At 53.5% G+C, this 15,827-nt stretch carries 20 protein-coding genes; 12 read left to right on the top strand and 8 right to left on the bottom strand.

The window, feature by feature from the left end; genetic code table 11:
• Positions 1-46: 46 nt before the first annotated feature.
• The 12 genes from SPV1_RS09585 to SPV1_RS09530 all read left to right on the top strand — a co-directional run bounded on the left by SPV1_RS09585 (position 47) and on the right by SPV1_RS09530 (position 10,804).
• On the top strand, positions 47-367 hold the full coding sequence (locus tag SPV1_RS09585; RefSeq protein WP_018293615.1) for an ArsR/SmtB family transcription factor: 321 nt from the start codon (positions 47-49) through the stop codon (positions 365-367).
• Complete coding sequence (locus SPV1_RS09580; RefSeq protein ID WP_009850982.1) at positions 360-1,721, top strand: TolC family protein; 1,362 nt, start codon at positions 360-362, stop codon at positions 1,719-1,721. Before SPV1_RS09585 ends, SPV1_RS09580 begins: the two co-directional genes overlap by 8 nt.
• On the top strand, positions 1,718-2,746 hold the full coding sequence (locus tag SPV1_RS09575) for an efflux RND transporter periplasmic adaptor subunit (protein WP_009850981.1): 1,029 nt from the start codon (positions 1,718-1,720) through the stop codon (positions 2,744-2,746). The genes SPV1_RS09580 and SPV1_RS09575 overlap by 4 nt, the downstream gene beginning before the upstream one ends.
• A 1-nt stretch (position 2,747) precedes the next feature.
• Positions 2,748-6,035: an efflux RND transporter permease subunit gene (locus SPV1_RS09570; protein ID WP_009850980.1), complete on the top strand. Its 3,288-nt coding sequence runs from the start codon at positions 2,748-2,750 to the stop codon at positions 6,033-6,035.
• Positions 6,036-6,143: 108 nt separating this feature from the next.
• Complete coding sequence (locus SPV1_RS09565) at positions 6,144-6,353, top strand: YgaP family membrane protein (protein WP_009850979.1); 210 nt, start codon at positions 6,144-6,146, stop codon at positions 6,351-6,353.
• Positions 6,354-6,589: 236 nt separating this feature from the next.
• Complete coding sequence (locus tag SPV1_RS09560) at positions 6,590-7,000, top strand: rhodanese-like domain-containing protein (RefSeq protein ID WP_009850978.1); 411 nt, start codon at positions 6,590-6,592, stop codon at positions 6,998-7,000.
• An 82-nt stretch (positions 7,001-7,082) separates the two neighbouring features.
• On the top strand, positions 7,083-7,493 hold the full coding sequence (locus SPV1_RS09555; RefSeq protein WP_040881798.1) for a rhodanese-like domain-containing protein: 411 nt from the start codon (positions 7,083-7,085) through the stop codon (positions 7,491-7,493).
• Positions 7,494-7,820, top strand: a complete 327-nt coding sequence (locus tag SPV1_RS09550; protein WP_009850976.1) for a rhodanese-like domain-containing protein — start codon at positions 7,494-7,496, stop codon at positions 7,818-7,820.
• A 138-nt stretch (positions 7,821-7,958) separates the two neighbouring features.
• Entirely contained in the window at positions 7,959-8,162 is a 204-nt protein-coding gene (locus SPV1_RS09545) for a YgaP family membrane protein (protein WP_009850975.1), read from the top strand.
• 390 nt (positions 8,163-8,552) lie between these two features.
• Positions 8,553-9,830, top strand: coding sequence for an NAD(P)/FAD-dependent oxidoreductase (locus tag SPV1_RS09540; protein WP_009850974.1), 1,278 nt, complete (start codon positions 8,553-8,555; stop codon positions 9,828-9,830).
• 5 nt (positions 9,831-9,835) lie between these two features.
• On the top strand, positions 9,836-10,216 hold the full coding sequence (locus SPV1_RS09535) for an OsmC family protein (protein WP_231288367.1): 381 nt from the start codon (positions 9,836-9,838) through the stop codon (positions 10,214-10,216).
• Between the two features lie 9 nt (positions 10,217-10,225).
• The gene (locus tag SPV1_RS09530) at positions 10,226-10,804 is read left to right on the top strand and encodes a methyltransferase domain-containing protein (protein WP_009850972.1); all 579 of its coding nucleotides are present in this window, start codon (positions 10,226-10,228) and stop codon (positions 10,802-10,804) included.
• Positions 10,805-10,860: 56 nt separating this feature from the next.
• Here SPV1_RS09530 and SPV1_RS09525 read toward each other — a convergent pair whose 3' ends face one another.
• From SPV1_RS09525 to SPV1_RS09490, 8 genes are all read right to left on the bottom strand, one after another.
• The gene (locus SPV1_RS09525) at positions 10,861-11,118 is read right to left on the bottom strand and encodes an accessory factor UbiK family protein (RefSeq protein WP_009850971.1); all 258 of its coding nucleotides are present in this window, start codon (positions 11,116-11,118) and stop codon (positions 10,861-10,863) included.
• A gap of 25 nt (positions 11,119-11,143) precedes the next feature.
• On the bottom strand, positions 11,144-11,755 hold the full coding sequence (locus SPV1_RS09520) for an SH3 domain-containing protein (RefSeq protein ID WP_231288366.1): 612 nt from the start codon (positions 11,753-11,755) through the stop codon (positions 11,144-11,146).
• Entirely contained in the window at positions 11,743-12,369 is a 627-nt protein-coding gene (locus SPV1_RS09515; RefSeq protein ID WP_009850969.1) for a UbiX family flavin prenyltransferase, read from the bottom strand. The genes SPV1_RS09520 and SPV1_RS09515 overlap by 13 nt, the downstream gene beginning before the upstream one ends.
• A 96-nt stretch (positions 12,370-12,465) precedes the next feature.
• Entirely contained in the window at positions 12,466-13,197 is a 732-nt protein-coding gene (lptB, locus tag SPV1_RS09510) for an LPS export ABC transporter ATP-binding protein (protein ID WP_009850968.1), read from the bottom strand.
• On the bottom strand, positions 13,194-13,694 hold the full coding sequence (gene lptA, locus SPV1_RS09505) for a lipopolysaccharide transport periplasmic protein LptA (RefSeq protein WP_009850967.1): 501 nt from the start codon (positions 13,692-13,694) through the stop codon (positions 13,194-13,196). The genes lptB and lptA overlap by 4 nt, the downstream gene beginning before the upstream one ends.
• On the bottom strand, positions 13,691-14,266 hold the full coding sequence (gene lptC / locus SPV1_RS09500; RefSeq protein WP_009850966.1) for an LPS export ABC transporter periplasmic protein LptC: 576 nt from the start codon (positions 14,264-14,266) through the stop codon (positions 13,691-13,693). The genes lptA and lptC overlap by 4 nt, the downstream gene beginning before the upstream one ends.
• Before the next feature lie 4 nt (positions 14,267-14,270).
• The gene (locus tag SPV1_RS09495; RefSeq protein ID WP_009850965.1) at positions 14,271-14,840 is read right to left on the bottom strand and encodes a KdsC family phosphatase; all 570 of its coding nucleotides are present in this window, start codon (positions 14,838-14,840) and stop codon (positions 14,271-14,273) included.
• Entirely contained in the window at positions 14,841-15,827 is a 987-nt protein-coding gene (locus tag SPV1_RS09490; RefSeq protein WP_009850964.1) for a KpsF/GutQ family sugar-phosphate isomerase, read from the bottom strand. It abuts the gene before it with no gap.

The raw sequence follows: 15,827 nt of genomic DNA, 5'->3' as shown, positions 1-15,827 counted from the left end.
TCTATCAGGTGTTGATTATATTAGAAGAACCGAATATTATTCGGGGATGATTAATATACCTCAGGAAAAAATTCTAACAGCCAGTGAGGGCTTGCGTGCCATCGCACATGAGGTTCGCCTGTCTGTACTGTGTAATCTGCTCAACGGACCGATGTGTGTGCAGGAGCTGATGGAGGCTACCGGTGCGGCACAGTCCAATCTCTCCCAGCATCTGGCCAAGATGCGTTTGATGGGCGTGATCTGCAATGAAAAGAGAGGACAACAGGTCTATTACCGGATTGCCAACCCGGCTTTTGCGGATCTTGTGCATGCGCTGCATCGTATTTACTGCCCTGAAATGTGCAATGTTGCCAACAAGGATGCGTGAAGTGTTTTTTTGCAGCAAGACATCAGTAATCCGTTATACACTAATACTAGCCGTGCTTGCCTCCGGAGCCATGCCGGCCACAGCCGAAACATTCACCTTGAAACAGAGCATCGCCATGGCCTTGCAGCACAACCGGTTACTTGCAGCTGATCAGTATCGCGTGCAGGCAGCGGCATCCCGGGTGGATGAGGCAAATGGTCATTTGCTGCCAAGCCTCGATGCCGGTTACTCAATCATGCGTAGCGATTCGCCGTTGACGGTGTTCGGAACCAAGCTGATGCAGCAGCGTGTCACAAGTGCGGATTTTAATCCGGTGACCCTGAATAATCCTAGCGCTATCAATAATTATCAGCCGAAGCTGACGTTGAGTATGCCTCTGTATCAGGGGGGGGCGCTCTGGGCCGGTCGCAAGCAGGCTGAACAGGGGGCTTTGGCCAGCACCAGTGAGCACTTATGGCTTCGTCAGCAGACCATTTTTCAGACGATTCAGACTTATATGGCGTGGCTGAATGCCGAGGCTCAACTCAAAGCGGCGAGGAAATCACTGGAAGCGTCCGCCCGTTATTTGAGTAATGTGAAATCGATGCGAAAGCGGGGTATGTTGATTGACTCTGATGTCATGGATGCACAAGTGCATTACCTGCAGAACGAGGTGCGTGTCAACCAGAGCCTCAATGGTGTCGCCTATGCCCGTGATTTGCTGGCACGATTGACCGGGGTAACGGCGAAAGAAAATGATCAGCCGGCTGCCGTACCGGATTTTGGCACTATTGAATCGACCAGTGGTCTGGAGGAGGCCGCGATCAAGCAGCGCCCGGATCTTCAGGCCATGCAATCGACGCTGGAGTCGAGCAAGGCTGCCGTTGATATGGAAAAGGCATCGTTTATGCCCCATGTCAGTTTGCAGGCCACCCAGGAGTGGAACAGCTCAACCCCTTCAGTACGTAACGGCAATGCCACGCTGGCCGCACAGGTGAGTATGAATCTCTATTCAGGTGGCTCGGATAAAGCGGCCATAAGCAGGCGAGAGGCAGATGTGGCGCGGTTGTCACTCCAGCTGGATGACAAGCAGCAACAGATTATTAATCAGGTCAGGCAGGCAGAGCGTCAACTGACCGAAGCACAAAAGCGCAGCAAGGCTGAATCCGAAGCCATGAAACAGGCACGTGAATCGCTTCGCATTACCGAGCTCAGACATGGGCAGGGGCTGGAGAAAACATCGGATCTGCTTAATGCACAGAGCAGGGCCGATATGGCCGAGGCGGAAGCCATCCGTGCCGGCTATGACGTCAGTGTTGCCAAGGCGAACCTGCTGCTGGTTAGCGGCAGATTGAGCGAGGAGAGTCTACAATGAAGCACCCTGTTGTAATGTTTACCACCTGCTGGCTGGCACTGGTTTCACTCAGTGGTTGCACGGACGAGTCGCAACAGTCGGAGACAAAAGCGCCTGTTGAAGTGTCAGCTCACACAATGACACTGGCTGCCACTGCCTTGCCGGTGCACTACCATACCAGTGGTGCGGTCAGCTCCGACCATAAAGTCTCGATCAGTTCGCGCCTCTCCGGATATATCCGCAGTATCAAGCTGCGTGAAGGCGATCGGGTCAAAAGCGGTCAGTTGCTGTTCGATGTGGATCCGGTAAATGCACGTCAGGCTTATGCTCAGGCAAAGGCTGATCTGGCTGATGCGGCATCGGACATGAAGCGTTATCGATCCCTGCTGGCCGAGCATGCCGTAAGTCAGCAACAGTATGACAAGGTCCGTCTGCGCTATGTGGTGGCTCAGTCGCGTGTCGTGCAGGCTGAGAATCAACTGCAGTATGCTGAGGTACGCTCACCGGTGAATGGTATTGTGGTTGAAAAACATGCCAGCAGCGGTGATCTGGCTACGCCGGGACAACCACTGCTGGTGTTGGAAGACCCATCCAGCCTGCTGGTTGAAACGTACGTCTCAGAGCAGTTTGTTGCCACCATTCATGAGAATGACGCTGTGCGCATATTTATTCCCGGACTGGCCAAAACTATCGATGGCCATATCCGCCAGATCGTTAAATCGGCCGATCGATTGTCGCATCAGTTTCTGGTCAAAGTGGCGCTGTCGGCAGAGAGCGGTGCCTATCCGGGTATGTTCGCCGAGGTGAATTTTTCAGTCGGTGAACGTCAGGCTATTGTCGTTCCCGGGAAGGCTCTGCTCAATCGCTCCGGTCTCTCAGGTATCTATGTGATGGATAAACAGGGGCTTGCGCACTATCGCCAACTCAGAACTGGCGAGCAGACAGACAAGGGGATTGAAGTGCTGGCCGGGCTGGAGGCAGGCGATGTGATTGCCTGGCGTGATGATGGAGCCCTGCGTAGCGGCGTTCGGATCAAGGCAGAGTAAGATGGATCGCAAAGACCTGAATATTGCCGGCCGCCTCGGTGCAGCGGCAATGGGCACCAGCATGACGCCCATTATCAGTATCCTGATTTTTCTCATTGGTCTGGTAGCGCTGGTGCTGACTCCGCGTGAGGAAAACCCTGTTATCGATGTACCGGCTGCCAATGTGATTGTCAGGATGCAGGGGGCGAGCCCTGAAGAGGTGCAGAACCTGATCGTTCGCCCGTTGGAGATGGTTCTGGGTGAGATGACAGGCGTGGATCATACTTACGGCACGGCCATGGACTCAATGGGTGTGGTTACCGTGATGTTCAAGGTAGGTGAAGATAAGGAAGCCAGCCTCGTCAAACTCTATGATCGTATGATGCATAATCTCGATCGTATTCCGCCGGGGGCCTCACAACCGCTGATTAAGCCGTTGGATGTGGATGATGTGCCCGTGTCGGTGATTACGCTCTCCACACCTGCCATGGATGGTCTGGCCCTCAAACGTCTGGCTGAGCGCGTACGGGAGCAGTTGATTCCGCTCAAGGGCGTATCGGTGGCGGATATTGTCGGCGGACGGGACCGGGAAGTTCGAATTGATCTGGATCCGGCGCGCATGACTGCCTACGGTATTACGCTGGATCAGTTGCATCAGGTGCTTGCTGCCGCCAACAGTGGCGGGCCGGTTGGTGATCTGGTTGGCGAAAACCATGTGACCAAGGTCTGGCTGGATGGTTATCTGAAATCGGCTCAGGATGTCGGTCGCCTGATTGTTGGAGAGGCGGACGGCAAGGCGGTTTATCTGCGTGATATTGCCAGCGTTGTCGATGGTCCTGCCGAAGTGGAGCAATATCATCGCATCGGATTCGGTGCAGCGGACAAAAAAGGGTTCGGTGAAGAGGAGCGACCTGCCGTCTCCATCGCACTGGCCAAAAAGCGCGGCACCAATGCGGTTTTTGTAACCGAGCGCATCAATAAAAAGCTGGAGAGCCTGAAAGGCGACCTGATTCCGGATAATGTACAGGTAACGATCACGCGCGATTCCGGCAATCTGGCAAATGCCGCGGTGAACATGCTGATTGAACATCTCGGTATCGCCATTGTGTCGGTGATTATCATTATGTTGCTGTTCCTGGGCTGGCGGGAAGCGGCGATTGTGACGATGAATATACCGCTGATTCTGTTTATCGTACTGGCTATCGGCCTGCTGGCCGACCAGACAATTAATCGTATTACGCTGTTTGCCCTGATTCTGTCGCTGGGGCTGCTGGTGGATGATGCTATTGTGGTGATAGAGAATATTCACCGCCACCTGCATCACGGCGCCAAAAGTTTGCAAGACAAGGCAGAGCTGATTATCCGTGCGACCAATGAAACCGGAAAACCGACGATTATTGCCACCATTGCCGTGATTCTGGCATTTATCCCGATGGCTTTCGTGACCGGCATGATGGGGCCGTATATGGCTCCGATTCCTTTTAATGCGCCGATTGCCATGGCTGCCTCACTGGTGATTGCCTATATGTTTACACCGTGGATTGCGCAGCGCTGGCTGCCCTGTCGTATGGTTGAACCGACGATGGAAGAAGAGGATGAAAAAACAACTGACTGGGTTCATCGTACCTATATGAAGCTGGCTACGCCGCTGATTGAGAAGCGCGGCATACGCTCACTCTTCTGGCTGATTGTGCTGTTGCTGTTTGCTTTCTCGATGTGGGAGCCGGCCTGGCAGTTCGTGCGACCGGCAGGTATTAACGGGCCGCTGACAGCCGGCACCGTGGAGCTCAAGATGCTGCCGAAGGGGAATAAAAACACTTTCAATATCACCATCGATATGCCGGAAGGTACGACGCTGGAAGAGACCGACGGTGTAACCCGGCAGATTGCCGATATTGTGCGTGTTAACCCGATGGTAACCGATTACGAGGCTTATGTCGGACAGGCGGGGCCGATCGATTTCAACGGTATGCTGCGCGGGGCGTTGTTCAGGAACAGTCCGTATCAGGCGGAGTTGCGCGTCAATCTGGTGGATAAACAGGAGCGCAGCATCCACTCCGATCAGATTGTGCTGCAGCTGCGCAAGGCGCTTGCGCCGATCATTGCCGCGCACCCGCGCGCCAGTATCAAGTTGGTGGAAGATCCGCCGGGCCCGCCCGTGCGGGCAACACTGCTGGGTGAAATTTACGGGCCGGACTATGCAACCCAGCGTGCTATTGCCGCACAGGTGAAGAAACGCTTTGCCGCCACCTATGATGTGACTGATATTGATGATTCGGTTGGAGAGGCGCAGACGCAACTGACGATCGTTGTTGATAAGGAGAAGGCTTCCCGCCTGGGGGTTGCCACACGTCAGGTAGAGCTGGCATTAAAGGATTTTCTGGGTGGCTATAATGCCGGCGCAATCCATGTGGATGCATCCAGACATCCGGTCATGCTGCATGTGCAGCTGCCTAAAAAGCTGCGCGCGACATCCGATGATCTGAGTCGAATCTATGTCAGCGGCAAAAGCGGACCTGTACAACTCTCTTCGATTGCAACGGTCAGGAAAACGACGGCCAGATTGCCGATATTCAGCAAGGATTCACACCCGGTTGTTTATGTGACCGCGGAGCCAAAGATCGGCTCACAGGTCTATCCGTTGCTGGATATGGACAGCCATATTGATGGCAGCCAGATCGCACCGGGTGAGCGGCTGAAAACCGGCGGTATGCATTTCACAGACGCGGTACCGGATGACACGTTTGGCTATCAGATGTTGTGGGACGGTGAGATGCGTTTGACGCTGGATGTCTTCCGTGATCTGGGGGCGGCATTTATTGTCGGCCTGATTCTGATCTATCTGTTGATGGTGGCCTATTACGGTGAGTTTATTCTGCCGATGCTGGTCATGGCACCGACAGCGCTGACACTGATCGGCATCTTTCCCGGACACTGGATTACCGGCCAGCCGTTCACTGCCACATCGATGATCGGCATGATCGCACTGGCCGGTATCGTTGTGCGCAACTCACTGCTGCTGATCGACTTTATCCTGGATTATCGTCGCCAGGGATATGACGTAAAGACGGCCGTACTGGAAGCGGGCGCTGTGCGCGCCCGGCCGATCCTGCTGACAGCTCTGGCTGTGATTGCCGGTACATCCATAATGATTTCCGATCCGGTATTCGGTGGTCTGGGTGTGTCCATGGCCTTCGGTACTCTGGCGGCTACGGTACTGACACTGTTCATCATCCCGCTGATTTACTATCTGTGGCAACGCAATACCCCATGGCCGAGCGATGATGGCGCCCAGTGCAATACCATTTAGCCAAAAGCACGATTCCCCACGGAGCACAGAGGGACAGGCTGTAGCGGTCTTCTTTTCTCTCTACTCTCCAGTGAACAGAGTTTAAGTTTAAAAAAAAGGAGTATTAATATGACAATACAACGCGCTATTCGCATTATCGCAGGCACATTTATCCTGCTCAGCCTGTATCTGGCCTACCGCTATAATGGCGTAGACCTGAGCGAGCCTACCTGGCTCTGGTTTACGGCTTTTGTCGGCGCCAACCTGCTACAATCGGGCTTCACGCAGTGGTGTCTGATGGAAGTGATCTTGTCCAAGCTGGGCATGAAACACGGCTGATTTCAGCTTTAGCTTACCGTTGACGGGGCAGGTGGTACCCACGTAATCCCTCCCTTCAAGGAGGGGGACATCGCCTGCAACTGTCTTTTTTTCATCTATGTAGCGCAGGATCAGTAATGATCAAGCTATAAGTCCCGGATACGAAGGTTATTGGTTCAGATACCTGTCCCGGCCCTGATGTCATGCTTATATCCGCTACGGGATAATATTTTGACTATTTCAATGGAGATAAAACCATGCAATTTATGCAACAATATGCTGTATATATTTTTTTAACGCTGCTGATCTGCTGGATGCTGTGGCAAAGGGTGGTTGCACCAAGGCTCTCGGGTGTAAAAAGCCTGTCGGCATCGACATATTTTGCCATGCGTAATGAACCGCATACGCTGGTTGATGTACGCTCTGAGGGTGAGTGGGCAGGTGGACATGCTCCGGATGCGATACACATTCCGCTGGGTGATATCGGCAAACGCAAACATGAAATCGATGCGAATAAAGCTGTGGTAGTGATTTGCGCCTCAGGGAATCGCTCAGCCATGGCAGCCACGGCACTGGCCAAAGCAGGACTCAAGCCTGTATATAACTTCTCCGGCGGCATGGGTGCATGGGCCGGGGCCGGGCTTCCCGTACGCACCGGTAAAAAATGAGTCGTGTGTGGCGCAGGAGCAGGGATTTAATGTTTGCACGTGTAGTTTTCATATCCTTGTAAATACCCTCAGGAGATAAATGATGAAACGATTGTTATTGATCGCTATGGCATTGATGGTGTCGATGATGGTTTACGGCTGTGGTATGGGGGAGAAGAGTGCCGGTGGCTATGAAAATGCCAGCGTCACTGATATCCATGAACATTGGCAGCAGGGGACGGCATCACCTAATCCTTTTATGCTGCTGGATGTGCGTACGCCGGAAGAGTATGCAGCAGGGCATATTCCCGGTGCAACACTGATTCCGGTACAGGATTTGGCAGAGCATCTGGTCGAAGTACCGCGTGACAAACAGGTATATATCTACTGTCACTCTGGAAAACGTTCAGCACGTGCCTCGAAACTGCTGGCAGAGCACGGATATACGAATATTGAAAATATAGTCGGTGGTATCGAAGCATGGAAAGATGCCGGCTACCCGGTGGTGAAGTAAATGTTTGATGCAATTAATGTGAACGAATTATACCTGCGTTGGTCGCAGGCGCGTGAGAAGGGGAGTACCCTGAATCTGATTGATGTGCGCTCGCTGGAAGAGTATCAGTCCGGCCATGTGCCCGGTGCACAGCTCATCCCGCTACATACGCTGATGGCCAGGGTCAGTGACATACCTGAAAACGGCGATGTCTATCTGATCTGCCGCTCAGGCGCTCGCTCGGCGCAGGCTGCTGATTATCTGGCTCGGCAGTGCGGGCGGAAGAACCTGTTTAATATTCAGGGAGGCACGATGGCCTGGCTACAGCAAGGCTACCCGGTGGATTGAGCTTCGCAGGTGTGAGAGAGTAGGGTGGCCCGGACAGGGGGATGACTTCTAATCATCAGAAGTCCCCTGAGTGACAAAGTCACTGAAGCCTGAGTCGGGCCAATTAACATATGCTCACTCAAACGGAAGGAGATTGATATGAAAGCAAATGTAGGTGGTATAGACAGAGTGATTCGCCTGTTAGCCGGTATCGCGCTGATTGCATTCGGTGCGGTGGGTGGTCTGGCCGCTCCATGGAATTATGTGGCAATGGGTGTTGGTGCGGTATTTGCACTGACTGCGGTGATCCGCTTTTGTCCGCTGTATCCGCTTCTTGGCATCAATACCTGCGGCGGTAAATGAAATCGCTGCTCATCGTGCGTCAAGTCGGTGAATAATACTCTGACCAGAAACAGGTTGCATCTGTAGTTAAACAACAGCTGTGCAATACAACATAATAGTTGATATTATATATTATCATATTATGTTACGCATAACCAAGTGTGATATATGGTTTTGCCGGGGCGTTGTTTTTGATGATTCGTCGATGGACTGCAGGTCATTATAAACTATAATGAGAGTGCCCGGTGATAGCCGGGCACTCTACTGTTCCATGCAGGTGTTACCTGTAACACCAAGAGCCTGCAGGAAGAGGGGGTGAGGAGGAACCTGCTTCCTCACCTCATTCTGTCGCTACTGGCAACGATATTACAGGGCATCAATAGCCAATGCCTGAATCAGAGGAGACGTATTATGGCACATGTAGTCATTATCGGAGCGGGGATCGGTGGTATGCCTGCTGCGTACGAAATGAAAGATGCCCTGAAAAAACTTGGCGGGCAGCATGAAGTGACAGTGGTATCCAATATGGATTACTTTCATTTCACGCCCTCCAATCCCTGGGTTGCAGTCGGCTGGCGCGATAAAGATCAGATCAGTTTTCAGTGCTCACCCTACCTGAATAAGAAGGGAATTAATTTTCTCTCCTGCGGTGTGGATGAAATACTGGCGGATGAGAACCAGTTGCGTCTGGGTAACGGCCAGAATCTGGACTATGACTACCTGATTGTTGCCACAGGCCCTCGCCTGGCATTTGAACTGGTTCCCGGCATGGGTCCGGAAGGTCATACCCACTCGATCTGCCACGTGGATCATGCCGTTGAGGCCTATAACGCCTTTGAAGAGTTCTGCAAGGATCCCGGCCCAATCGTCATCGGTGCTGTGCAGGGCGTATCCTGTTACGGCCCTGCCTATGAGTATGCTGCTATTCTTGATACCGAACTGCGTCGTCGCAAAATTCGCGACAAGGTACCGATGACGTTTATTACCCCTGAACCGTATATCGGCCATCTTGGCCTGGGTGGAGTGGAAGACTCCAAGGGGCTGCTGGAATCAGAGCTGCGCAAACGCGATATCAAGTTTATCACTAACTGTAAGACGCTGGCCGTACATGAGCACTCTCTTGACTATGAGGAAGTGGACCGCCATGGCGAAGTGATCGCATCGGGATCACTGGATCATAAGTTCGCCATGCTAATGCCACCATTCCGCGGCGTGGGGCCGGTAGCCAACTGCGAAGGCCTGGTCAATCCGATGGGATTTGTCGTCATCAATGATTATCAACAGAATCCGAAGTTTAATAATATCTATGGTACCGGTGTAATTGTTGCAATTCCTCCGGTTGAGGCAACACCGTTGCCGGTGGGGACTCCGAAAACAGGTTTTATGATCGAAACGATGACCACTGCCATTGTGCACAATATTATTCATGACCTGAAGGGTGAAGAGGTCGAAAAGAGCGGTACCTGGGGCGCGATCTGCCTGGCGGACTTTGGTGATGGCGGTGTGGCGCTGGTTGCTTACCCGCAGATTCCGCCACGCAATATGGTCTGGGCCAAGGGTGGTGCCTGGGTGCATGTGGCCAAGGTAGGTTTTGAAAAGTACTTCATGCGCAAGATGAAAACCGGCGTTTCCGAACCGTTTATGGAAAAAGCATTCCTCAAGCGTATGGGGATCGAGCGGCTCAAATAGTGCGTATGCAAATTGCCTATGACGGAGGCTGCCGTTTTACGGCAGCCTGCCGCTCTCATACGATTACCATTGATCAACCGCTGGATAACGGTGGTGAAGATTCAGGTATGACGCCGCCGGAGCTGATGGCTGCATCACTGGCTGGTTGTATTGCCCACTATGTGGCGCGTTACTGCACACAGGCCGGTATCGATACAACAGGGCTTGCGGTCGGTTGCGACTGGCAGGTGATGGACGATCCCAAGCGCATCGGCTCATTCACAGTAGAAGTGGAGTTGCCGGAGTTGCCGGCAAACAGGCGTAAGGCTGTGGAGCGTGTCGCCAATCAGTGTCTGATTCACGCCACATTGATGCATCCGCCGCTGATGAATGTGATCGTCAAATAAGGTGCACACATGACTGTTTGGGAAGAGCGATATCAGCGCGGTGAAACCGGCTGGGACAGAGGCGGGGTGAGTCCGGCGCTGACTCAACTGGTTGATCATTTGCACCTTGAGGCTCGCGTGTTGATCCCCGGTTGCGGTCGTGGACATGAAGTGATTGAACTGGCGAGGCTGGGATTCAGGGTGACAGCGATTGATATTGCCCCCTCGGCTATTGCACACCTGAGTCAACAATTGGAGCAGGAAGATCTGGATGCAGAGCTGGTGAACGGAGACCTGTTTGCCTATGCGCCCGACCACTGCTTCGATGCCGTGTATGAGCAGACATGCCTGTGTGCCATTGAGCCTGAACAGCGTGCCGATTATGAACAGCGCTTGCATGGCTGGCTTAAGCCGGAGGGTGTTTTATATGCCCTGTTTATGCAGACAGGTATACGCGGGGGGCCGCCATTTCACTGCGACCTGCTCATGATGCGAGAACTGTTCGATGCCTCACGCTGGCAGTGGCCGGAGGAAACGGGAGCGGTGCTGGTTCCCCACAAAAACGGGCGCTTTGAGCTGGGGCACATGCTGCGTCGTACCGGGAGATGATGTTTCAGGTTTTTCTCCCCTGATAGCCGGACTGGCCGGGTCAGGGGAGAGAAACTTTATTTGCTCAGCAGTTTGATTTGCGCTTCCAGTTCATGCACTCGTGCATCCAGTGCCGCCAGTTCATCTCTGGACTTTTTCAACATCGCTTCCTGCACCTGCATGCGCTCGTGAGTGACCACATCAAACTGGGAGAGGGCACCCTCAACGATATTGCGCACCTGCTCTTCCGCCCCCTGTTTGAGGCCGCCCAGCATACGGATGCCGCCGGCGATTTTTTCTGCAATATCATCCATGGTCTGTTGGTTGTTTGTCATGTTTCCTCCGAGCCTTACGAATTTTTTATTTATTAACAACAGTGCCTTTCAGGTAAGCCATTTTTCCTGATGGTAACTCTACTTTCAACCAGTCCTGCTTGCCGCTCTGTTGTGCTACCACCTGCAGTCGGGCGCCGGCTCTGAACCAGCCAACACGAGCTGACGCAGTCGACGGCTTTTCCATCAGGCTTTGATACTGCGATTTATCGAATTGCACTGTCTCAGGCAGGGTTTTCAGCTCCTGCCGTAGAAGATCGACAATTGCGCGTTCTACGGATTTCTCACGTGTGTTCGAACGAACCTTCACATTCATTGTGGTCAGCCGTTCGGTCTGTTTGCGCAAGTTGATGGTGCCATCCAGCCTGTCGTTGCTGAAGCCTATGATATAGCCGCCATTCTGCTGACTTTCGAGGACGTCGATGTCCAGTTGCATGGTTTGCAGAACCGCCTGGGTTGCTGCAATCGTACGGCGCATGTTAGAGGCGAAGCTGACCTCCTCCCCACGGAACTGATCGGTAACGACATCGACCAGTGTGCCCGGGACGGCGGCAGCTGCGCCAAGTGCAACACAGCCGGGCAGGCAGATGAGCAGGAGCAGTGCCAACACGGGTTGACGCCTGCCTGCTATTGACCCCATTTCTTCGCCTCTGGCGTCGCAATATCCATGTGAGAGAGTGCGCGGTCGACGACGAAGTCGATGATATCATCCAGTGTTTCAGGGCGGTGATAGAAGCCGGGCATGGCGGGAATAATATCGACACCCAAACGGGCCAGTTTGAGCATATTCTCCAAATGAATGGCAGAGAGTGGCGTTTCACGCGGCACAAGGATCAGCTGCCTGCGCTCCTTGATCATAACATCGGCTGCACGCTCGATCAGGTTATCGGATGCACCGCATGCAATACGTGCCAGTGTGCCCATTGAGCAGGGGATAACAATCATTCGGCGAATGCCGGCAGAGCCGGAAGCCGAAGGGGAAAACCAGTCTCGGGTACCGTAACAGTGGATAGCATCTGCATCGACACCCAATGCGCTGGCAAGCGCCTGTGCAGCGAGTTTCGGCTCTGCCGGCAAGTCCAGGTCGACTTCCTGTTTTAATACCACCCGTGCTGCATCGGAGAGCAGCAGGTGCTGTGTCATACCGGTGCGTGCCAATCGCTGAATCAGTCTCAGGGCATAGGGTGCGCCGGATGCACCGGTAACCGCAACAATAACGGGTTCATCAGCTTGCTCAATGGTATTGTTATTCATAGCAGCGGAACCCTCCTTTGCGGCACAGGTCTCTCATAATAGATGGTTGTGCATCACTGATGATACATCGATGGCAATCGTAACATGTGTTTGTCATTACATGGAAAAGCTTTCGCCCAGATAGAGTCTGCGTGCATCCGGATGGGTAATAATATTGTCCGGAGTGCCGTTTACGATAATCTCGCCTGCGCTCATCAGATAGGCACGATCACAAATGGAGAGGGTATCACGCACATTATGATCGGTAATCAGTATGCCGATGCCCTTGCTGCGTAATTCGGCGATAATGGCTTGAATATCCTCCACGGCAATGGGATCCACGCCGGCAAATGGTTCATCCAGTAGCAGGAACTTCGGCTTGGTGACCAGTGCGCGGGCAATTTCCGTACGACGGCGTTGACCGCCGGAAAGTGTATAGGCCTTCTGATGTTGAACAGCTTCAATACCCAGGTCGACCAACAGTGCCTCGAGCTCTTCCTCGATCTGGGCAGATGGCAGGTTCAGTGTTTCAAAGATGGCCAGCAGGTTATCGCGCACGCTTAACTTGCGAAAGATGCTGGCCTCCTGAGGCAGGTAACCAATGCCGCTACGGGCGCGCAGATGCATGGGCTGTTCGGTAATATCCATATCATCCAGTGAGATCTCTCCTTTATCTGCGCGTATCAGGCCGGAAACCATATAAAAGCTTGTGGTTTTACCTGCTCCATTGGGGCCGAGCAGGCCAATGCATTCACCCGAATAGACATCCATATCTACATTTGAAACGACCTGCTTACTGCGATAGGCCTTGCACAGGCCGCGAGCGGAAAGGTGGTGGACCGTACTCACTTGGAAACCTTCCCGGGTAGGATGGTGGTGGCCGCACCGTTATCTTCGGATTCGATCGTCATGTGAATGCGCCCGCCTGTATCCGGTGTCACAACGGTTTTCTGCGAATTCAGATTGTGTACGATGGTTTCACCCTCAACCCGGTTACCCTGCTGTTCCAGCACAGCCTGGCCGGTCAGTGTTAGTATACCTTTGATCTGATCCAGTCTGGCTTTGTTTGAGTGACCGTGCACCTTATCCTGAACGATGACGACGTGGCCGTCCGCATCGGCATGGGTCAGTTGATGATCACTGTAGTAAGCGACCAGGTGATCACAGTCCATTTGCATGGTGTCGCGGGTCAGGTGTACCTTGCCAGTAAACTCCACTTTGCTCTCTTTTTGCAGCAGGGTCATTTTTTTCGCTTCGATCTGTATCGTGCCAGCCCAGGCGGAGAGCGGCAGAAAACATGCCAGCAGAGCCGGAAGGTAACGCGTCAGCTTGCTATTAGATTTCATCGTGGAGTGACTCCTTGCCATTTCGGACTCGTATCCTCAATCCATACACCTTCCTTGACGTCAACCTGTTCGTTAATACGATGGAAAACCATATGCTTTCCGTGTGCGTTAACCGTTTTACCATGGATGATAAAGGCTCCCGGTACGCTGAGCTGGTCGCTGGAGCTGCTATAGATCAGACTCTGACTGGTCATCGTCCACTCCCCGTAAACAACCTTGACGTGATCCTGAAAATGAACATTGCGCTTGAGCGGGTTAAACCAGGCCTGCTCACCATTAATATTCACCTCCGCTCCGGTTTCGGTGTACAGACGCAGTTGGGGGCCAATCAGGTGCATTTGCCCGTCCAGTTGCTGGCTGGCTTCACTGGCGCGCAGCTGCCATAGCACACGTCCATCCTTGCGTTCGACGATAACAGGTGCGTCAACTTCCGTCCTGGGTTTTTCTGTTCCGTTTGAATCTCTGGCGGGGCGCTGAGGTCCTGCCGACCAGATCAGGAATACAGCGATGACAATGCTGCCGGTCGCTATCAGCAGACTTGTCCATTTCAGCCATCGCCAGCCATTGTGCATTCGATTAAATATCCCAACCGCATTGAACGGGGGATACGTTATAGCGCGTACCAATCACCGACTCCCATGCTTTCCGGGCGATGATCAGTCCCTCAGCCGCCTGTCGGATAGCACCGCGACCGCCGCAGTAATCCGAGACCCAGTCGACATAGCCCAGCACAGCCTGATGTGCATCGGCAGGAGCCAGGCTCAGTGGCATGCAATACATCGGCGGCAGATCCAGCACATCATCGCCCATCATGGCGCATTGGTTGGCCGGGATGCCGGATTGTGCTTCCAGCTCGATCAGTGCCTCCGCCTTGTTCAGGCTGCCCTGAATGGTGTATTGAATACCCAGATCACGGGCGCGTGCTTCGACCACATTGGAAGTGCGGCCGGTAATGATAGCCACTTCAATGCCGGCTCGCTGGAGCAGTTTAATGCCGTGGCCATCGCGCACATTAAACGCTTTCAACTCATCTCCCTCACCGTTCATGATAATTGAGCCATCGGTCATCACGCCATCAACATCAAGAACGAGCATACGGATGTTTCGGGCGGCTTCAAATGGGAAGTGATATCCACGGTATTTCATCTATTTTATACCTCCCTGCAGAATATCGTGCATATGAATGATGCCGTTAACCTGTCCGTGCTCGTCACGGGCGAAGAGAACAAGGACCTTGTTTTCTTCCATCAGGCGCAGCGCCTCACTGGCCAGTCGTCCGGCATCAATGCACATTGGATTCGGATGCATCAGCGTATACACCGGCGCGTCCAGATCCATATGGCCGGATTCCAGTATGCGGCGCAGATCGCCATCGCTGATGCAGCCGATGATATCTCCACCGTCTGTCACACCGGTGATGCCCAGACGATGGGCGCTGATCTCCATGATCGCTTCGCGCAGGCTTGCCGTGCGCGCCACCATAGGCAGCTCCTGCCCCTGATGCATGATATCCTGAACGCGTAACAGTTTGCGACCGAGGCTGCCTGCCGGATGCACGCGTGCGAAATCCTCCTCGCGAAAGCCCCGTTCCTTAAGTACTACCACGGCCAGCGCATCACCGAGTGCCAGCGTTGCGGTGGTAGAAGCGGTAGGAGCCAGGTTCAGTGGACATGCCTCCAGCTGCACGTCGATATGCAGCACGGTATCGGCATATCTGGCCAGTGTTGAGGAACGATCTCCGGTCATGGCAATGACATGTGCACCGCGGCGACGTATCTCGGGTAACAGGCCGCACACTTCAGCGGTTTCGCCACTGTGCGATAGTGCCAGTACTGCATCCTGCCCGGTAATCATGCCCAGATCACCATGCTGCGCTTCGGCGGCATGTACAAAAAATGCCGGTGTCCCGGTCGATGCAAAGGTGGCGGCGATTTTTTTGGCGATAATGCCGGATTTTCCCATGCCGACGACGACCAGTCGTCCCTTCAGATCGAGAATCGTTGCCACTGCCTGAACAAATGAGTCGTCCAGTGACTCCCGCTGCGCCTGCAGTGCCGCTATTTCAATGTCCAGCACCTTGCGAGCCTTATCCAGCCATGCCTGTTGTTTCATATGAATCTCTTCTGTTGTCAT

The organism is Mariprofundus ferrooxydans PV-1 (genome assembly GCF_000153765.1).
GTDB classification, from domain to species: domain Bacteria; phylum Pseudomonadota; class Zetaproteobacteria; order Mariprofundales; family Mariprofundaceae; genus Mariprofundus; species Mariprofundus ferrooxydans.
The sequence above is the reverse complement of the archived record's forward strand: the minus strand, read 5'-3'. Positions and strand labels throughout refer to the sequence as shown.